The organism is Escherichia sp. MOD1-EC5950 (assembly GCF_002965345.1).
GTDB lineage: Bacteria > Pseudomonadota > Gammaproteobacteria > Enterobacterales > Enterobacteriaceae > Escherichia > Escherichia marmotae.
Genome location: NZ_PTSR01000006.1, coordinates 122,985 through 142,422, shown reverse-complemented (window position 1 = coordinate 142,422; position 19,438 = coordinate 122,985). Strand labels below are relative to the sequence as shown.

Below are 19,438 nucleotides of genomic sequence, written 5' to 3'. Positions count from 1 at the left end.
TGGACGGATGACAACACCATAACTGGCAGGGTATGCTTATTTCCGCATTTTCCGATGAGGGATAAAGATGAGCAAGGCACCTCTTTTCTTTATTGTTATCATTGGCTTAATCATTGTCGCCGCATCGTTTCGCTTTATGCAGCAGCGACGGGAAAAAGCTGATAATGATATGGCACCGCTCCAGCAACAACTGGTGGTGGTGAGCAATAAGCGAGAAACACCGATTAACGATCGTCGTTCGCGTCAGCAGGAAGTGATACCGGCTGGCACCAGTCTGCGTTATGAGGCGAGTTTCAAACCGCAAAGCGGCGGACTGGAGCAGACGTTCCGTCTTGACGCTCAACAGTACCATGCCCTGACGGTGGGTGATAAAGGTACGTTGAGCTTTAAAGGAACGCGTTTTGTCAGCTTTGTTGGCGAGCAATAAGGTTATTTTTTAACTTTAAATTTCTTCTGCCAGACCAGCAGTTCAAACACGCCGAAAAGGAAAATACGCACCTTTTCGGCAGTGGTCATCTGTGGGCCATCTTTCGATAAGGTCGATTTCAACAGCGCCAGTTGCATACCATGCATCAGAACCGTAAAAATCAGCGCGACATTAACGAAAATATTCAGCGGGCGTGGGAATGGTTGAAAAAGATTGAGGATTAAAAATCCCCAAACGCAGAGCATTAACAAACGTCCAATATTAATCAGCATCACTTTCTCCTTGTGTTTCACGCTGATACAACCGATAAGCGACCTGACCCGCCACTTTTTCGCGATACAACGACCAGTTTGCCGGAACGGTGGGCAGGCCATTTTCTACTTCACTTTCAACATAAACCCAGGCTTCATCAGCCAGCCAGCCGTTGTTTTCCAGTAAATTAATGGTTTCTTCCAACAAGCCACGGCGGAACGGTGGGTCAACAAACACAATATTATGCGGCGTTCCTTTTTGCATCAGAAAAGACATCGCATTGGTGTTCACGACTCGCGCATTGCCTGCTTTCAGCGTCGCCAGATTCTTGATTAACTGCTGAGATACTGCACGATCCATCTCAACCAGCGTAGCTCCCGCAGCGTAGCGTGACAAGGCTTCCAGCCCCAGAGCCCCGCTACCTGCGAAGCAATCCAGACATTGCGCATCAACAATTATCGGCGCTAGCCAGTTAAACAAGGTTTCACGTACGCGATCAGTGGTGGGGCGTAGACCTGGGCTATCAGGAACCGGGAGTTTACGGCCTCGCCACTGCCCGCCAATAATGCGGATTTGACCGCTGCCGGAATGATTCGGTTTTTTCATGATAAAGTGCTCAATCCGCCAGATAACACATAATTGCAGGCGGTGATGTGGAATAAGTTAAGTGATAGACTATTTCATCATTTTTTTAGCTGCTATGTACATAGCGTGAACGCTGTGCCATGAAGCAACAGCGAGGAGTATAGTCGCAGATGGCGAAAGAAAAAAAACGTGGCTTTTTTTCCTGGCTGGGCTTTGGTCAAAAAGAGCAGACCCCGGAAAAAGAGACAGAAGTCCAAAATGAACAACAGGTTGTAGAAGAAATCGTTCAGGCAGAAGAGCCTGCGAAAGTAGCTGAACAAGCTGTTGAAGAGCAGCCGCAGGTTCATACTGAAGCCGGGGCGGAAACTTTTGCTGCCGAAGTGGTGGAAGTAAGCGAACAGGTTGTCGAAAGTGAGAAAGTGCAGCCTGAAGCTGTTAGCGAACCGGAAGTTATTGCAGAGCCGGAATCTATAGTTGAAGAAGCGCCAGCGCCGGTAGTTGAACCTGAAGTCATGCCGGAACCGGTGGCTATTGAGCGTGAAGAACTGCCGCTGCCGGAAGAAGTCAAAGCCCAGGAAGTTTCGCCAGAAGAATGGCAGGCAGACGCGGAAACCGTGGAGATTGTCGACGCGGCGGAAGAACAAGCGGCGCAAGAAGAAATCACTGACGAAGAGCTGGAAGCGCAGGCACTGGCCGCCGAAGCGGTAGAAGAGGCGGTGATGGTGGTTACTCCGGCAGAAGAAGATCAGCCGGTTAAAGAAATCGCTCAGGAACAGGAAAAACCAACCAAAGAAGGTTTCTTCGCGCGCCTGAAGCGAAGCCTGTTAAAAACGAAAGAAAACCTCGGTTCCGGATTTATCAGCCTGTTCCGTGGGAAAAAAATCGACGATGATCTGTTTGAAGAGCTGGAAGAACAGCTTTTGATTGCCGATGTGGGCGTGGAAACCACACGCAAAATCATCACCAATCTGACAGAAGGCGCATCACGCAAGCAGCTTCGCGATGCTGAGGCGCTCTACGGCCTGCTGAAAGAAGAGATGGGTGAGATTCTGGCGAAGGTTGATGAGCCTCTGAATGTCGAAGGCAAAACACCATTCGTGATCCTGATGGTGGGCGTCAACGGTGTGGGTAAAACCACGACCATCGGCAAGCTGGCGCGTCAGTTTGAGCAGCAGGGCAAGTCGGTAATGCTGGCGGCAGGCGATACTTTCCGTGCGGCAGCGGTTGAGCAGCTTCAGGTCTGGGGACAGCGCAACAATATTCCGGTGATTGCCCAGCATACCGGTGCGGACTCCGCCTCTGTTATCTTCGATGCCATTCAGGCCGCTAAGGCGCGTAATGTTGATGTCCTGATTGCCGATACCGCCGGACGTTTGCAGAACAAATCGCACCTGATGGAAGAGCTGAAGAAAATCGTTCGCGTGATGAAGAAACTCGACGTTGAAGCTCCGCATGAAGTTATGCTGACTATCGACGCCAGCACCGGGCAGAATGCGGTAAGCCAGGCCAAACTGTTCCACGAAGCGGTTGGCTTAACCGGTATCACGCTGACGAAACTGGACGGCACGGCGAAAGGCGGGGTAATTTTCTCGGTGGCTGACCAGTTTGGTATTCCTATCCGCTATATTGGTGTAGGCGAACGTATTGAGGATTTGCGTCCGTTTAAAGCGGACGACTTTATTGAGGCACTTTTTGCCCGAGAGGACTAAAAATGATTCGCTTTGAACATGTCAGCAAGGCTTATCTCGGTGGGAGGCAGGCGCTGCAGGGCGTGACGTTCCATATGCAGCCGGGTGAGATGGCGTTTCTGACCGGTCATTCCGGCGCAGGGAAAAGTACCCTCCTGAAGCTGATCTGTGGGATTGAGCGGCCCAGCGCCGGGAAAATCTGGTTTAGCGGCCATGACATCACGCGTCTGAAAAACCGTGAAGTTCCGTTTCTGCGCCGCCAGATCGGTATGATTTTCCAGGATCACCATCTGCTGATGGATCGTACTGTCTACGATAACGTGGCGATCCCGCTGATTATCGCCGGTGCCAGTGGTGACGATATCCGTCGCCGTGTATCGGCGGCGCTGGATAAAGTCGGGCTACTGGACAAAGCGAAGAACTTTCCTATTCAGCTTTCTGGCGGTGAACAACAACGCGTTGGCATTGCCCGTGCGGTGGTTAACAAACCTGCGGTACTGCTGGCGGATGAACCGACCGGTAACCTGGACGACGCGCTGTCAGAAGGGATTTTACGTTTGTTTGAAGAGTTTAACCGCGTTGGAGTAACAGTATTAATGGCAACGCACGATATTAACCTGATTTCGCGGCGTTCCTATCGCATGCTCACTCTGAGCGATGGTCACTTGCATGGAGGCGTGACCCATGAATAAGCGCGATGCAATTAATAATATTCGCCAGTTCGGTGGACGTCTGGATCGCTTCCGTAAATCGGTCGGCGGCTCTGGCGACGGTGGTCGTAACGCGCCGAAACGAGCGAAGTCATCACCGAAACCGGCGAATCGCAAAACCAATGTTTTCAACGAACAGGTGCGCTATGCGTTCCACGGTGCTTTGCAGGATCTAAAAAGCAAACCGTTCGCCACGTTTTTAACGGTGATGGTGATCGCCATCTCCCTGACGCTGCCCAGCGTTTGTTATATGGTGTACAAAAACGTCAACCATGCGGCGACGCAATATTATCCGTCACCGCAAATCACCGTTTATCTGCAAAAAACGCTGGACGATGATGCCGCAGCGGGGGTGGTTGCGCAGCTACAGGCCGAGCAGGGCGTGGAGAAAGTGAATTATCTTTCTCGTGAAGACGCGCTGGGCGAGTTCCGTAATTGGTCTGGTTTTGGCGGTGCGTTGGATATGCTGGAGGAAAACCCGCTTCCGGCAGTAGCGGTGGTGATCCCGAAACTCGATTTTCAGGGTACGGAGTCACTGAATACGCTACGTGACCGTATTACCCAGATTAACGGCATTGATGAAGTGCGAATGGACGATAGCTGGTTTGCCCGTCTGACCGCGCTGACTGGGCTGGTTGGGCGTGTTTCGGCAATGATCGGCGTGCTGATGGTGGCGGCAGTGTTCCTTGTTATCGGCAACAGTGTGCGTCTGAGCATTTTTGCCCGTCGTGATTCTATTAACGTGCAGAAACTGATTGGCGCGACGGATGGTTTCATCCTTCGCCCGTTCCTGTACGGTGGTGCGCTGCTGGGATTTTCTGGCGCATTGCTGTCATTAATTTTGTCAGAAATCCTGGTGCTACGTTTGTCATCGGCGGTTGCAGAAGTGGCACAGGTATTCGGAACGAAGTTTGATATCAATGGGTTATCTTTCGATGAATGCCTGTTGTTGTTGCTGGTGTGTTCGATGATTGGCTGGGTGGCAGCGTGGCTTGCCACGGTGCAGCATTTACGCCACTTTACGCCGGAATAATAAAAGCGTGCTATACTCTTTCCCTGCAATGGGTTCCGTAGCAGGGAAAGAGACCCCGTTGTCTCTTCCCGGTATTTCATCTCTATGTCACATTTTGTGCGTAATTTATTCACAAGCCAGCATTGAACTTGTGGATAAAATCACGGTCTGATAAAACTGTGAATGATAATCTCGTTGCTCTTAAGCTCTGGCACAGTTGTTGCTACCACTGAGGCGCCAGAAGATATCGATTGAGAGGATTTGAATGACTGACAAAATGCAAAGTTTAGCTTTAGCCCCTGTTGGCAACCTGGATTCCTACATCCGGGCAGCTAACGCGTGGCCGATGTTGTCGGCTGACGAGGAGCGGGCGCTGGCTGAAAAGCTGCATTACCATGGCGATCTGGAAGCAGCTAAAACGCTGATCCTGTCTCACCTGCGGTTTGTTGTTCATATTGCTCGTAATTATGCGGGCTATGGCCTGCCACAGGCGGATTTGATTCAGGAAGGTAACATCGGCCTGATGAAAGCTGTGCGCCGTTTCAACCCGGAAGTGGGTGTGCGCCTGGTCTCCTTCGCCGTCCACTGGATCAAAGCAGAGATCCACGAATACGTTCTGCGTAACTGGCGTATCGTTAAAGTTGCGACGACCAAAGCACAGCGCAAACTGTTCTTTAACCTGCGTAAAACCAAGCAGCGTCTGGGTTGGTTTAATCAGGATGAAGTCGAAATGGTGGCTCGCGAACTGGGCGTTACCAGCAAAGACGTGCGTGAGATGGAATCGCGTATGGCGGCACAAGACATGACATTCGATATGTCTTCCGACGACGATTCCGATAGCCAACCGATGGCTCCGGTGCTCTATCTGCAGGATAAATCATCTAACTTTGCCGACGGCATTGAAGATGATAACTGGGAAGAGCAGGCGGCAAACCGTCTGACCGACGCGATGCAAGGTCTGGACGAACGTAGCCAGGACATCATCCGCGCGCGCTGGCTTGACGAAGACAACAAATCTACGTTGCAGGAACTGGCTGACCGTTACGGCGTTTCCGCCGAGCGTGTGCGTCAGCTTGAAAAGAACGCGATGAAAAAACTTCGCGCTGCTATTGAAGCGTAACTGCACAACGCGTTGAGCTGTACCTGATAACCCCTGGAAGCGAGTCCGGGGGTTTTTGTTTCTGCTGTCTTGCCGGATAAGGTGCATCCGGCATTTATCATTTACAGGAATTTATAGCCTTTTAGCATTTCCTTGATGTCTTCGACGATCGCGTCGTTTGGCATATGAATTGGTCTACGGGTAATACCGGCTTTCACGCCCATCAGGTTTAGTGCTTCCTTCATTACCGCAGGCGCAGTCATTTTTTTAATGGTCATGCGTAGCGAATCCATCTTGTTGCGCTCTTCCTGTGCTTTATCCAGTTCACCGGCCATGAAGTAGTTATATAAATCGACTTCAATAGTAGGCAGAACATTCGACGTTGCAGCAACAGCAGCCACAGAACCTTCTTTAAATGCATCCAGCATTAAGGAGTCTGAGCCATTTAACACCTTAAAGTTTTTATGTTTAGATATTTCCAGATATTGTTTCTGAACTTCAAATTTACCACTGCTATCTTTTATCGCTACGATATTTTCAATATCGGCTAAACGGTTTGCCGTTTCATATTCAATACTCAACCCTGTCTGACCCGGCAAGTTATAAAGAATAATGGGGGCTGTTGTGCTTAAGGCAATATCATAATAGTGGCGGTATAAATCTTCCTGGTTAGGCACCAGGTAGTATGGTGTCACAACGGAAATGTAATCGGCACCTGCATCTACTAAGCGTCTTGTTAATTCAATAGTTTGTTTTGTGCTACAGCAACCCGCGCCTGCACAAATAGTCACTTCATTGCCAACTTCTTCAACTACGGCTTTTGTTAGTTCAACTTTTTCGTCATCGGAGAGCAAATGAAACTCACCGTTCGTTCCGCAAATAAACAAGCCGTGTACGCCTTTATCGACTAACCAACGTGCCATTTTTTTTGCTGCTGAAATGTCCATTTTTTCCATTTCATCGAAAGGCGTTACCATTGCGGTAATAATCCCTTTAAGCTCTTTCATTATTCTTTCTCCAGTTCCTGTAGGACATTTTTAATAGAAATTTGCATGGTGTTATGCTCGGCCTCATTGGTGAATGAAGCAGCATGAGGTGTAATAGAATAATTTTTTAGTTCTTTAATTTTTGCTGAACGTTCCTTCAACTCAATATCTTCGCTGGCAAAGGCTATTTTCTGATTAATAAGTGCGCTATATAAAGATTCTTCATCAACCAATCCCCCCCTTGCTGTGTTAATTAAAATGGCCGAGGGTTTTATTTTATCGAATACCGTCTCGTTGATCAGATTACGAGTATTATCCAGTAACGGCAAATGTAGAGAAAGGATGTCGCTATGATGATAAATATCATCCAGTGATTTAAGCTCTATATAAGATGGAACTTTATTTTTATCGAGATAGGGATCATAGGCGGTGATAATCATTCCAAGAGAATGAGCAATATGGGCAACATGCTGACCAATTGCACCAAGCCCAATTAATCCCAGCGTTTTTTGATATAGCTCATGACCGACAAGCCTGACATCCTGACCATTTCTGGCTTGATTCTCGGTTTCGACATATTTTCGGCAACTGGAGAGCATCATCAGGATGGCCATCTCTGCAACGGAAATAGAATTGGCATTGAGAGCTTTGTGCACTACGATGCCTTTTCTATTCGCGTAATCGACATCTATATTGTCTAACCCTACACCATATTTCGATATAACCTTCAAGTTTTTGGCCTGATCAATCACTTCTCTGTCTAAAGGATCGTTGCCGGTAATAATGGCATCTGCATATTTAATTTTCTCGATGAGTTCTTCCTTGCTATATCGACCTCCACTGGTATTACATTCAACGTCATAACCTGCAGATTGTAGTTTTTCAATATAGACTTTTCCTTTATCAACAAAAGGTCTTGGCGTGATAGTTATCTTTTTCATTTTATAAAACTCCAAAGAAAGAAAACGCCAGGCTTAAAAACAGAATAGTTACCAGAATGCGTAAGAAATGTGGGCCACACTTTTGTATGTAAAAATAAATACCCAACACGGCAATAAGCGGCAACATGTTAGGTACAATTTTATCCAGCATATCCTGCAAGACGATGGTATTACCGCCACCGGTTGTAATGTGCAATGGCGTCTTAATTTTTACATATGTTGCTGAAAGCGCCCCCATCATCAACAACCCGAACATTCCTGCGCCTTCAATGATTCGATGAATGCTACCAGAATGCAGGATTTCCAGGATTGATTCTTTCCCTTTTTTATAGCCGATATTGAGTGCAAATCGACTGGCGAAAAACATGTAAACAACCTGGTAAATCAGGGGGAGAAGTGCGGCAATAACGTATCCCTGAATAACAAACGGGATACAGACACCAATAACAATGGGGCGCAATGTACCAAAGTCTAACGTGTCACCAATACCTGATACAGGCCCCATAAGGCCCGTTTTTAAACCCGTAACGAGCTGCGTTGTTGCTTCACGTTGTTCTTCTGGTTCCTGAGCTGCTTTTTCCTCCAGCGCAATACTAATACCAGCGATAACCGATCCCCAGTTCGCCTGAGTGTTGAACATGGTTAAATGGCGTTGTAGGGCTTTAGCGAGATCTTTTTCATCGGGATATAATTTCGCTAATACCCCTGTCATTGCGTTACAAAATGCCAGCGCTTGCAAGCGTTCGAAATTCAAAGATGTTTCAGAGAATGCGTGCCATTTTAGCCAAACAATCTGAACATCTCTTTGCGTAATTGGTGAGGATGCTGAGTATCCTGACTCAATTGTATTATCCATTTTGCGTTCCTTTTGCATTTTGTGACTGCATATATAAGAGGACGGCACAGAGTCCAAAAATAGAGATGCCAATAGTATTCAAACCTGAATAGGTCACGAGGAAAAAGCCGATAATGAACAGAGGGATATATTGTTTTTTACCGATGACAATGATGGTTATTGCGAAACCGAGTGCAGGCAGAATATTACCGGCAATCGCCAGTCCATTCGTCGACCAGGCGGGAAGCAGGTTTACAAAAGAGGCAATGGCATCCGGGCCGTACAAACAGGCGATGAATACCGGTACAAAACGCATCGGAAAGGCTAACAGGAGAGGATATATTGTGGCTGCGCGTTGTATGCCTTTGATATCCCCTTTTTCTGCATAGCGGTCAGCCATGTGGACAAACGTAGTGTTCAGTGTTTTGCGCACGTTTTCCAGAACCACGCCCAGCAATCCCAGAGGAATAGCTAAAGAGATAGCAATTTCTGGTTTAATACCTGCGGTAAGTGCAATTGGGATTGCGATACACGAGGCTAAACCTTCATCGGCAGGAGGGTTTCCTCCCGGGGCAATACTCCCGATATAGATCATCTGTAAGGTGGCCCCAACAGATAAAGCGGTTGGCATATCATTAAAGATTAGTCCCATAATAGGCGCTATCGATAATGGCATACGCATAATAGAAAAACCGTACCATACTTTTGCCTGGGATATCCAATATACCAGGGCAATAATTGCTGCGGTAAAAATAGACATAAGTTCCTCTCCTTAATTAAGTTAACTTATTTTTGATTTTTTGTAGGCTGGCAGGATCTTCTTCAGGAATAGTTTGGAAATAAACTTTTATATTCTTATCTTCGATGATTTGAAGTTTGTCGGCATCTTCATGATTGAGTGATATTTGATTGAAAACTATTTTCCTTCCTGGAGTGTTTTCAACGCCGCCGACCTGTAATTCCTCTAGTATTAAACCACCTTGTATGGTTTGTAATGCAGAATCGATCGATTTGAAAAGTATTAATAGCTTTCCTTCATAGAAGTTATTGCTATTCCAGCGCTGTAATACATCTTCAATAGATGTCATTATTACTTCGACGCCACTTGGCGCTGCCATCTTATAGACTTCGGCAAGAAAAGGATCGCGTGATAAAGGGTCATCAATGACAATTATTTTATTAGCATCACTTCTTTTTAACCATTTTGTTATAACTTGTCCATGAATTAAACGGTAATCAATACGGGCATGTACTATACTCATAGTTTATCATCCTTTATTAAAGTAATAAGTTTGAACCATTTCTTTACCCGCATCATGTACATGTTGAACATATTCTTCAAAGGTAAGTATTTCGTCAGAATCCTGTAACATGTTGGCTTCGATTAACATAGCCAAATTGACACCGCTGATACAGCGAATGGGAAAATCTTTAGAAAGAAGGAGGGCAATATTTGATGGCGTTCCGCCATAGATATCTGTGAATATGAGCGTATCAATACCAGGCCTGAGTACCGCTTTTACTTGTAGCATAAGTGTTTCAGGTGACATTCCAGGCTGCAGAGAAAGCGACGTGGAATTTTTTGTTTTACCTACAATCATTTCGCTGCTGGATAATAAATAATTACCAGCTTCACCGTGTGTCAGAATTATAATATCGAACTGATTCAAATGATAAGTTCCTTTTATAGTTATGGCGCGGCTGATAAGAAATAAATATTCATAATTCGAATGTTATGTTTCTTATCATATTAAGTATGAATCCTTGGTCTAAGATTTTATATTAATTCGAATAAATTAAAATGTTAACAGGATCACAGATGGTAGCGTTGGCTAAAATTGCTAATAAACTTTTTGTAATAAATAAGAGGAAGGGTGGGTTATATTTTATTGTTTTAAATGATGATTAATGTTTTATTTATTCTTGAACTGAATATCTTATTTAAGATATGCCATAAATATAGCAAATAATATATTAATATACATTTCATGTATTTATAAATATCTAAGCGAAGATATGGTTCTCAATGATGGTGATTTTTGTTATGAATTTGTGGTGTTTCGTCTAAATTTCTCGTTCCAAAATCATAAAAATCGGGTATGTTTTAGCAGAGTATGCTGCTAAGGCACGGGTAGTCATACACAAAACGAAATAAAGTGCTGTACAACAACATCACAATACACGTAATAACCAGAAGAATGGGGATTCTCAGGATGAATATAAAGGGTAAAGCGTTACTGGCAGGATGTATCGCGCTGGCATTCAGCAATATGGCTCTGGCGGAAGATATCAAAGTCGCGGTTGTCGGAGCGATGTCTGGCCCGGTAGCCCAGTATGGTGACCAGGAATTTACTGGCGCAGAGCAGGCAGTTGCGGATATTAACGCCAAAGGCGGCGTTAAAGGCAACAAACTGCAAATCGTAAAATATGACGATGCCTGTGACCCGAAACAGGCGGTAGCAGTGGCGAACAAAGTTGTTAACGACGGCATAAAATATGTGATTGGCCACCTCTGTTCTTCATCAACGCAGCCAGCGTCTGACATCTATGAAGATGAAGGTATTTTAATGATCACCCCAGCGGCAACCGCGCCAGAACTGACCGCGCGTGGCTATAAGTTGATTATGCGCACCACTGGCTTGGACTCTGACCAGGGACCAACAGCGGCGAAATATATTCTTGAGAAAGTGAAACCGCAGCGTATTGCTATCGTTCATGACAAACAGCAGTACGGTGAAGGTCTGGCGCGTGCGGTGCAGGACGGCCTGAAGAAAGGTAACGCTAACGTGGTGTTCTTTGACGGCATCACCGCCGGAGAAAAAGACTTCTCAACCCTGGTGGCGCGTCTGAAGAAAGAGAATATCGACTTCGTTTACTACGGCGGTTACCACCCGGAAATGGGGCAGATCCTGCGTCAGGCACGTGCGGCGGGGTTGAAAACCCAGTTTATGGGGCCGGAAGGTGTGGCTAACGTCTCGCTGTCTAATATCGCGGGCGAGTCAGCGGAAGGTCTGCTGGTGACCAAGCCGAAGAACTACGATCAGGTTCCGGCGAACAAACCAATTGTTGACGCGATCAAAGCGAAAAAACAGGATCCAAGCGGCGCATTCGTGTGGACCACCTACGCGGCACTGCAATCTTTACAGGCGGGTCTGAACCAGTCCGACGATCCGGCTGAGATCGCCAAATACCTGAAAGCGAACCCGGTTGATACGGTGATGGGGCCGCTGACCTGGGATGAGAAAGGCGATCTGAAAGGTTTCGAGTTCGGCGTGTTTGACTGGCACGCTAATGGCACGGCGACCGATGCGAAGTAATCATTAATCGGCAACCCAGGGTTGCCGTCAAATTGCTGATATCAAGTTCATTGCTTCATGCCGGATGCGGCGTAAACGCCTTATCCGGCCTACAAGATCTACAGAAATCAGTAAATTGAAATACACATTGTAGGCCTGATAAGCGTAGCGCATCAGGCAATCCCTCGTTTGTCATCACACCTGAATATTAATGCTTTTCCCAGCCGCCCGGTTGTTCCTTAAATCCCAACGCCTGCATAAACGCCGCCATCATGCTGCGATCTTCCACACCGGCATCCGCCATCCACCAGCATGAAACGCCAGGATTGTTACGTAACACCTCTTCCAGCAGATATTGCCCCACACCGCGTCGGCGGGTGACTTCCCGCACGCGTAGGGAATCCAGTGCCCCCTGAGTGCCGCTTAAGGTTACTCGCACGGCAGCAAGCAGGCGCTCGTTAAAACGCGCGGCGTAGATACGGTGGTTATCGTCAACCTGTAAAGACGCAGGGGAATACTCCGGCCAGATCTTTTGCAGGTCAATCCGGTCCTGGTCGCTAAAATTTTCTAATCGAATGATGGTCAGCTTCATAGGTAACCCGTACAAATCACAAAAGTGGAACCAGTGTAGCGAAATAATTTAATCGGAGGCTTTCTCTTTTTTATTTCTTTTGGCAGGTGATTAATTTTTTTTCAGCAATAATTACAAATTAAAAACATTAGAGAATGAAAATTGTCCAGCATAATCCCCTGAATGGTAGTGAATTATTCCGCCCTTTGTGTCGTTATTTTATGCTGACAACTGCGCTTTTTTCTGTTTATCTATCAATAAATTCAGAATATTATCTGTTCTTAATCGACTGAAAAATAGGGATTTTAATCGCTATTATCACAAAATACTGCGCTAAACCCTTAATCAGACAGGCAAAACAGCGCAGTATAAAAAAAGAACAGCCAGATTTTTTAATACATAAAAACAAAGCAACACAACATTACGAGTGGGGATTTTGAATAATGAAACGGAATGCGAAAACTATCATCGCAGGGATGATTGCACTGGCAATATCACACACCGCGTTGGCCGACGATATTAAAGTTGCCGTTGTCGGCGCGATGTCTGGCCCGGTTGCCCAGTGGGGCGATATGGAATTTAACGGTGCTCGCCAGGCAATCAAAGACATTAACGCGAAAGGAGGAATTAAAGGCGATAAGCTGGTTGGCGTGGAATATGACGACGCCTGCGATCCGAAACAAGCCGTTGCGGTCGCCAACAAAATCGTTAACGACGGCATTAAATACGTTATTGGTCATCTCTGTTCCTCCTCTACCCAGCCGGCGTCGGACATCTATGAAGACGAAGGTATTCTGATGATCTCGCCGGGGGCGACCAACCCGGAACTGACTCAACGCGGTTATCAACACATCATGCGCACTGCCGGGCTGGACTCCTCCCAGGGGCCGACTGCCGCGAAATACATTGTTGAGACGGTGAAACCCGAGCGCATCGCCATTATTCACGACAAACAACAGTATGGCGAAGGGCTGGCGCGTTCGGTGCAGGACGCGTTGAAAGCGGCTAATGCCAATATCGTCTTCTTCGACGGCATTACTGCTGGCGAGAAAGATTTCTCCGCGCTGGTTGCCCGGCTGAAAAAAGAAAACATCGACTTCGTTTACTACGGCGGTTACTACCCGGAAATGGGGCAGATGCTGCGCCAGGCTCGTTCCGTCGGCCTGAAAACCCAGTTTATGGGGCCGGAAGGTGTCGGTAACGCGTCGCTGTCGAACATTGCCGGTGATGCTGCCGAAGGTATGTTGGTCACCATGCCAAAACGCTATGACCAGGACCCGGCAAACCAGGGCATTGTTGATGCGCTGAAAGCCGACAAGAAAGATCCAACCGGTCCCTATGTCTGGATCACCTACGCAGCGGTGCAATCTCTGGCGACTGCCCTTGAGCGTACCGGCAGCGATGAACCGCTGGCGTTGGTGAAAGATTTAAAAGCTAACGGTGCTAATACCGTGATTGGGCCGCTGAACTGGGATGAAAAAGGCGATCTGAAGGGATTTGATTTTGGTGTCTTCCAGTGGCACGCCGACGGTTCTTCCACGGCAGCCAAGTAATCATCCCACTGCCCGTGAAAAGCGGGCAGGTTTAGAAAGGTTACCTTATGTCTGAGCAGTTTTTGTATTTCTTGCAGCAGATGTTTAACGGCGTCACGCTGGGCAGTACTTACGCGCTGATTGCCATCGGCTACACCATGGTTTACGGCATTATCGGCATGATCAACTTCGCCCACGGCGAGGTTTATATGATCGGCAGCTACGTCTCGTTTATGATCATCGCTGCGCTGATGATGATGGGCATTGATACCGGCTGGCTGCTGGTGGCGGCGGGATTCGTCGGTGCAATAGTCATTGCCAGCGCTTACGGCTGGAGTATCGAACGGGTAGCGTATCGCCCGGTGCGTAACTCTAAACGTCTGATTGCCCTTATTTCCGCGATTGGCATGTCTATCTTCCTGCAAAACTACGTCAGCCTGACCGAAGGTTCGCGCGACGTGGCGCTGCCCAGCCTGTTTAACGGTCAGTGGATAGTGGGTCATAGCGAAAACTTCTCTGCGTCTATTACCACCATGCAGGCGGTGATCTGGATTGTCACCTTCCTCGCCATGCTGGCGCTGACGATTTTCATTCGCTATTCCCGTATGGGACGCGCGTGTCGTGCCTGCGCGGAAGATCTGAAAATGGCGAGTCTGCTTGGCATTAACACCGACCGGGTGATTGCGCTGACCTTTGTGATTGGCGCAGCGATGGCGGCGGTGGCAGGCGTTCTGCTCGGTCAGTTCTACGGCGTGATTAACCCCTATATTGGCTTTATGGCCGGGATGAAAGCCTTTACTGCTGCGGTACTCGGCGGGATTGGTAGCATTCCGGGGGCGATGATTGGCGGGCTGATCCTGGGGATTGCGGAGGCGCTCTCTTCTGCCTATCTGAGTACGGAATATAAAGATGTGGTTTCATTCGCCTTGCTGATTCTGGTGTTGCTGGTGATGCCGACCGGTATTCTGGGGCGTCCGGAGGTAGAGAAAGTATGAAACCGATGCATATTGCAATGGCGCTGCTCTCTGCCGCCATGTTCTTTGTCCTGGCGGGCGTCTTTATGGGCGTGCAACTGGAGCTGGACGGCACCAAACTGGTGGTCGACACGGCTTCGGATGTCCGTTGGGAATGGGTGTTTATCGGCACGGCGGTGGTCTTTTTCTTTCAGCTTGTGCGACCTGCTTTCCAGAAAGGGTTGAAAAGCGTTTCCGGGCCGAAGTTCATCCTGCCAGCGATTGATGGTTCCACGGTGAAACAGAAGCTGTTCCTCGTGGCGCTGCTGGTGATTGCGGTGGCGTGGCCGTTTATGGTGTCGCGAGGGACGGTGGATATCGCCATTCTGACCATGATCTATATTATCCTCGGCCTCGGGTTGAACGTGGTGGTAGGGCTTTCCGGCCTGCTGGTGCTCGGTTATGGCGGATTTTACGCCATTGGTGCTTACACCTTTGCGCTGCTCAATCACTATTATGGTCTTGGTTTCTGGACCTGTCTGCCAATTGCCGGTCTGATGGCAGCGGCGGCGGGCTTCCTGCTCGGTTTCCCGGTGTTGCGTCTGCGCGGTGATTATCTGGCGATCGTTACTCTCGGCTTCGGTGAAATTGTGCGTATTTTGCTGCTCAATAATACTGAAGTTACCGGCGGTCCGAACGGCATCAGCCAGATCCCTAAACCGACCTTTTTTGGCCTCGAGTTCAGTCGTACTGCCCGTGAAGGCGGCTGGGATACCTTCAGTAATTTCTTTGGCCTGAAATACGATCCGTCCGATCGCGTCATCTTTCTCTACCTGGTGGCCTTGTTGCTGGTGGTGTTTTCCTTATTCGTCATTAATCGCCTGCTGCGGATGCCGCTGGGTCGCGCATGGGAAGCGTTGCGTGAAGATGAAATCGCCTGTCGTTCGCTGGGTTTAAGCCCGCGCCGTATCAAGCTGACAGCCTTTACCATCAGCGCCGCGTTTGCGGGTTTCGCCGGAACGCTGTTTGCTGCGCGCCAGGGCTTTGTCAGCCCGGAATCCTTCACCTTTGCCGAATCGGCATTTGTGCTGGCAATTGTGGTGCTCGGTGGCATGGGGTCACAGTTTGCGGTGATTCTGGCGGCAGTTCTGCTGGTGGTGTCGCGCGAGTTGATGCGTGATTTCAACGAATACAGCATGTTGATGCTCGGTGGCCTGATGGTGCTGATGATGATCTGGCGTCCACAGGGCTTGCTGCCCATGACACGCCCGCAACTGAAGCTGAAGAACGGCGAAGCGAAAGGAGAGCAGGCATGAGTCAGCCATTATTATCTGTTAACGGCCTGATGATGCGCTTCGGCGGCCTGTTGGCGGTGAACAACGTCAATCTCGAGCTGTACCCGCAGGAAATCGTCTCGTTAATCGGCCCTAACGGTGCCGGAAAAACCACGGTCTTCAATTGCCTGACCGGATTCTACAAACCCACCGGCGGCACCATTTTACTGCGCGATCAGCATCTGGAAGGTTTGCCCGGCCAGCAAATTGCCCGCATGGGCGTGGTGCGCACCTTCCAGCATGTGCGTCTGTTCCGTGAAATGACAGTGATTGAAAACCTGCTGGTGGCGCAGCATCAGCAACTAAAAACCGGGCTGTTTTCCGGCCTGTTGAAAACGCCTTCTTTCCGTCGCGCCCAGAGTGAAGCGCTCGACCGCGCCGCAACCTGGCTTGAGCGCATTGGTTTGCTGGAACACGCCAACCGCCAGGCGAGCAACCTGGCCTATGGCGACCAGCGTCGTCTGGAGATTGCCCGCTGCATGGTGACGCAGCCGGAGATTTTAATGCTCGACGAACCGGCGGCAGGTCTTAACCCGAAAGAGACCAAAGAACTGGATGAGCTGATTGCCGAGCTGCGTAATCATCACAACACCACTATCTTGTTGATTGAGCACGATATGAAGCTGGTGATGGGGATTTCAGACAGAATCTACGTGGTTAATCAGGGGACGCCACTGGCAAATGGTACGCCGGAGCAGATCCGTAATAACCCGGACGTGATCCGTGCCTATTTAGGTGAGGCATAAGATGGAAAAAGTCATGTTGTCCTTTGACAAAGTCAGCGCCCACTACGGCAAAATCCAGGCGCTGCATGGGGTGAGCCTGCATATTAATCAGGGAGAGATTGTTACCTTGATTGGTGCGAACGGCGCAGGGAAAACCACCTTGCTCGGTACGTTATGCGGCGACCCGCGCGCCACCAGCGGACGAATTGTGTTTGATGATAAAGACATTACCGACTGGCAGACGGCGAAAATCATGCGTGAAGCAGTGGCGATTGTCCCGGAAGGGCGTCGTGTCTTCTCGCGGATGACGGTGGAAGAGAACCTGGCAATGGGCGGTTTCTTTGCCGAAAGAGATCAGTTTCAGGAGCGCATAAAGTGGGTCTATGAGCTGTTCCCGCGTCTGCATGAGCGCCGTATTCAGCGGGCGGGCACCATGTCCGGCGGTGAACAGCAGATGCTGGCGATTGGTCGTGCACTGATGAGCAATCCGCGTTTGCTGCTGCTTGATGAGCCATCGCTCGGACTGGCACCGATTATCATCCAACAAATCTTCGACACCATCGAGCAGTTGCGCGAGCAGGGAATGACCATCTTCCTCGTCGAACAGAACGCCAATCAGGCGCTGAAGCTGGCAGATCGCGGCTACGTGCTGGAAAACGGTCATGTGGTGCTCTCCGATACTGGCGATGCACTACTGGCGAACGAAGCGGTGAGAAGCGCGTATTTAGGCGGGTAATAACGCGTTGATTGATAAGGAGTCAAAAGACTCCTTTGAGACAGGTGACAAATGTAAAATTGCCTGATGCGCTGCACTTATCAGGCCTATTGGGTGAGTTGCAATATATTGAATTTGCACGATCTTGTAGGCCGTATAAGGCGTTCACGCCGCATCCGGCATGAAACGATAAGCACATTATCTACAATCTGTAGAGTTTGACTCAGACCTTCTATTTTCCCGCTTATCCGTGCCCCATCTCCCATTTTCCCTCACCCGTACCGTCACCGCCTTGTCATCTTTCTGACACCTTACTATCTTAAAAATGTAACAAAAGAGTTATTTTTCTGTAATTCGAGCATGTCATGTTACCCCGCGAGCATAAAACGCGTGAATTCGCGCATCCGGTACAACAAGAGAGATAATCAATGAAACCGTTACATTATACAGCTTCAGCACTGGCGCTCGGATTGGCGTTAATGGGGAATGCACAGGCCGTGACGACTATTCCGTTCTGGCATTCGATGGAAGGGGAACTGGGTAAAGAGGTGGATTCTCTGGCTCAACGTTTTAACGCCGAAAACCCGGATTACAAAATTGTACCGACCTACAAAGGCAACTACGAACAGAATTTAAGCGCGGGTATCGCAGCATTTCGTACCGGTAACGCGCCGGCTATTTTGCAGGTTTATGAAGTTGGCACCGCCACCATGATGGCGTCGAAAGCGATTAAACCGGTGTATGAAGTATTTAAAGATGCGGGGATTAACTTCGATGAGTCGCAGTTTGTGCCGACGGTTTCAGGCTACTACTCCGACAGCAAAACCGGACATTTACTCTCCCAACCGTTCAACAGCTCGACTCCCGTTCTCTATTACAACAAAGATGCTTTCAAAAAAGCAGGGTTAGACCCGGAGCAGCCGCCGAAAACCTGGCAGGATTTGGCTGACTATGCCGCAAAACTGAAAGCCTCCGGTATGAAGTGCGGCTACGCCAGCGGCTGGCAGGGCTGGATCCAACTGGAAAACTTTAGCGCCTGGAATGGCCTGCCATTTGCCAGCAAAAACAACGGGTTTGACGGCACAGATGCGGTGCTGGAGTTCAACAAGCCGGAGCAGGTGAAACATATCGCCATGCTGGAAGAGATGAACAAGAAGGGCGATTTTAGCTACGTCGGGCGTAAGGATGAATCCACCGAGAAGTTCTATAACGGTGATTGCGCGATGACGACCGCCTCTTCCGGTTCGCTTGCCAACATTCGAGAGTATGCCAAATTCAACTATGGCGTAGGCATGATGCCTTACGACGCCGATGCGAAAGATGCGCCACAAAACGCCATTATCGGCGGAGCCAGCCTGTGGGTGATGCAGGGCAAAGATAAGGATACTTACACCGGTGTGGCGAAGTTCCTCGACTTCCTCGCGAAGCCAGAAAACGCTGCTGAGTGGCATCAGAAAACCGGTTATCTGCCGATCACTAAAGCGGCTTATGACCTGACCCGTGAGCAGGGCTTTTACGAGAAAAACCCAGGAGCGGATACTGCGACGCGTCAGATGCTGAACAAGCCGCCGTTGCCGTATACCAAAGGACTGCGTCTGGGCAATATGCCGCAGATCCGCGTAATTGTGGATGAAGAGCTGGAGAGCGTGTGGACCGGTAAGAAGACGCCACAGCAGGCGCTGGATACCGCCGTTGAGCGTGGGAATCAGTTGCTGCGCCGCTTTGAGAAATCGACGAAGTCTTAATCAGTGTAATGTCGGATGCGTTTCGCTTATCT

General features: G+C 48.9%; 21 protein-coding genes. 12 read left to right on the top strand and 9 right to left on the bottom strand.

Features of this window, described 5'->3' with window-relative positions:
• Positions 1–67 precede the first annotated feature (67 nt).
• On the top strand, positions 68–427 hold the full coding sequence (locus BEA93_RS09565; RefSeq protein ID WP_000030471.1) for a DUF2500 domain-containing protein: 360 nt from the start codon (positions 68–70) through the stop codon (positions 425–427).
• Positions 428–429: 2 nt separating this feature from the next.
• Here the strand turns inward: BEA93_RS09565 and BEA93_RS09560 are convergent, their stop codons facing one another.
• Positions 430–699 (bottom strand): DUF1145 family protein, encoded by a 270-nt coding sequence (locus BEA93_RS09560; RefSeq protein ID WP_105224492.1) that lies wholly within the window; start codon positions 697–699, stop codon positions 430–432.
• The gene (gene rsmD, locus BEA93_RS09555; protein WP_000743180.1) at positions 689–1,285 is read right to left on the bottom strand and encodes a 16S rRNA (guanine(966)-N(2))-methyltransferase; all 597 of its coding nucleotides are present in this window, start codon (positions 1,283–1,285) and stop codon (positions 689–691) included. Before rsmD ends, BEA93_RS09560 begins: the two co-directional genes overlap by 11 nt.
• A gap of 149 nt (positions 1,286–1,434) precedes the next feature.
• Between rsmD and ftsY the strand changes: the two genes are divergently transcribed.
• The 4 genes from ftsY (at position 1,435) to rpoH (ending at position 5,794) form a co-directional block, all read left to right on the top strand.
• A complete protein-coding gene (gene ftsY / locus BEA93_RS09550; protein ID WP_105224493.1) occupies positions 1,435–2,973 on the top strand; it encodes a signal recognition particle-docking protein FtsY in 1,539 nt (512 codons plus the stop codon).
• Positions 2,974–2,975: 2 nt separating this feature from the next.
• Positions 2,976–3,644 (top strand): cell division ATP-binding protein FtsE, encoded by a 669-nt coding sequence (gene ftsE / locus BEA93_RS09545; RefSeq protein ID WP_000617724.1) that lies wholly within the window; start codon positions 2,976–2,978, stop codon positions 3,642–3,644.
• The gene (gene ftsX / locus BEA93_RS09540; RefSeq protein WP_001042022.1) at positions 3,637–4,695 is read left to right on the top strand and encodes a permease-like cell division protein FtsX; all 1,059 of its coding nucleotides are present in this window, start codon (positions 3,637–3,639) and stop codon (positions 4,693–4,695) included. The genes ftsE and ftsX overlap by 8 nt, the downstream gene beginning before the upstream one ends.
• Positions 4,696–4,939: 244 nt before the next feature.
• The gene (gene rpoH / locus BEA93_RS09535) at positions 4,940–5,794 is read left to right on the top strand and encodes an RNA polymerase sigma factor RpoH (RefSeq protein ID WP_000130220.1); all 855 of its coding nucleotides are present in this window, start codon (positions 4,940–4,942) and stop codon (positions 5,792–5,794) included.
• Positions 5,795–5,895: 101 nt separating this feature from the next.
• On the opposite strand, the gene dapA is transcribed toward rpoH, so the two are convergent.
• From dapA to BEA93_RS09505, 6 genes are read right to left on the bottom strand one after another with little or no spacing between them, the layout of a single operon-like run.
• On the bottom strand, positions 5,896–6,780 hold the full coding sequence (gene dapA / locus BEA93_RS09530; protein ID WP_001517269.1) for a 4-hydroxy-tetrahydrodipicolinate synthase: 885 nt from the start codon (positions 6,778–6,780) through the stop codon (positions 5,896–5,898).
• A complete protein-coding gene (locus BEA93_RS09525; RefSeq protein ID WP_016249310.1) occupies positions 6,780–7,700 on the bottom strand; it encodes a phosphoglycerate dehydrogenase in 921 nt (306 codons plus the stop codon). The genes dapA and BEA93_RS09525 overlap by 1 nt, the downstream gene beginning before the upstream one ends.
• Position 7,701: 1 nt before the next feature.
• A complete protein-coding gene (locus BEA93_RS09520) occupies positions 7,702–8,556 on the bottom strand; it encodes a PTS system mannose/fructose/sorbose family transporter subunit IID (RefSeq protein WP_000370586.1) in 855 nt (284 codons plus the stop codon).
• Positions 8,549–9,295 carry a PTS mannose/fructose/sorbose/N-acetylgalactosamine transporter subunit IIC gene (locus BEA93_RS09515; RefSeq protein ID WP_000021881.1) on the bottom strand — a complete coding sequence of 249 codons (747 nt, stop codon included), beginning with the start codon at positions 9,293–9,295 and terminating at the stop codon, positions 8,549–8,551. Before BEA93_RS09515 ends, BEA93_RS09520 begins: the two co-directional genes overlap by 8 nt.
• 16 nt (positions 9,296–9,311) lie before the next feature.
• Complete coding sequence (locus BEA93_RS09510) at positions 9,312–9,797, bottom strand: PTS system mannose/fructose/N-acetylgalactosamine-transporter subunit IIB (RefSeq protein WP_105224494.1); 486 nt, start codon at positions 9,795–9,797, stop codon at positions 9,312–9,314.
• Between the two features lie 6 nt (positions 9,798–9,803).
• Positions 9,804–10,205, bottom strand: coding sequence for a PTS sugar transporter subunit IIA (locus tag BEA93_RS09505; RefSeq protein ID WP_001071222.1), 402 nt, complete (start codon positions 10,203–10,205; stop codon positions 9,804–9,806).
• A gap of 543 nt (positions 10,206–10,748) precedes the next feature.
• Here BEA93_RS09505 and livJ point away from each other — a divergent pair.
• Complete coding sequence (gene livJ / locus BEA93_RS09500) at positions 10,749–11,852, top strand: branched chain amino acid ABC transporter substrate-binding protein LivJ (protein WP_010381090.1); 1,104 nt, start codon at positions 10,749–10,751, stop codon at positions 11,850–11,852.
• A 187-nt stretch (positions 11,853–12,039) separates the two neighbouring features.
• Here the strand turns inward: livJ and panM are convergent, their stop codons facing one another.
• Complete coding sequence (panM, locus tag BEA93_RS09495; RefSeq protein WP_105224495.1) at positions 12,040–12,423, bottom strand: aspartate 1-decarboxylase autocleavage activator PanM; 384 nt, start codon at positions 12,421–12,423, stop codon at positions 12,040–12,042.
• A 422-nt stretch (positions 12,424–12,845) separates the two neighbouring features.
• On the opposite strand from panM, the gene livK reads away from it, so the two are divergent.
• From livK to ugpB, 6 genes are all read left to right on the top strand, one after another.
• A complete protein-coding gene (gene livK / locus BEA93_RS09490; protein WP_001517262.1) occupies positions 12,846–13,955 on the top strand; it encodes a high-affinity branched-chain amino acid ABC transporter substrate-binding protein LivK in 1,110 nt (369 codons plus the stop codon).
• Between the two features lie 47 nt (positions 13,956–14,002).
• A complete protein-coding gene (livH, locus tag BEA93_RS09485) occupies positions 14,003–14,929 on the top strand; it encodes a high-affinity branched-chain amino acid ABC transporter permease LivH (RefSeq protein ID WP_001295106.1) in 927 nt (308 codons plus the stop codon).
• Positions 14,926–16,203: a branched chain amino acid ABC transporter permease LivM gene (livM, locus tag BEA93_RS09480; RefSeq protein WP_105224496.1), complete on the top strand. Its 1,278-nt coding sequence runs from the start codon at positions 14,926–14,928 to the stop codon at positions 16,201–16,203. Before livH ends, livM begins: the two co-directional genes overlap by 4 nt.
• A complete protein-coding gene (livG, locus tag BEA93_RS09475; protein WP_000082101.1) occupies positions 16,200–16,967 on the top strand; it encodes a high-affinity branched-chain amino acid ABC transporter ATP-binding protein LivG in 768 nt (255 codons plus the stop codon). The genes livM and livG overlap by 4 nt, the downstream gene beginning before the upstream one ends.
• Before the next feature lies 1 nt (position 16,968).
• Positions 16,969–17,682, top strand: coding sequence for a high-affinity branched-chain amino acid ABC transporter ATP-binding protein LivF (gene livF / locus BEA93_RS09470; protein ID WP_105224497.1), 714 nt, complete (start codon positions 16,969–16,971; stop codon positions 17,680–17,682).
• 407 nt (positions 17,683–18,089) lie between these two features.
• Positions 18,090–19,406: a sn-glycerol-3-phosphate ABC transporter substrate-binding protein UgpB gene (gene ugpB / locus BEA93_RS09465; protein ID WP_000803211.1), complete on the top strand. Its 1,317-nt coding sequence runs from the start codon at positions 18,090–18,092 to the stop codon at positions 19,404–19,406.
• The last annotated feature ends 32 nt before the right edge of the window (positions 19,407–19,438 follow it).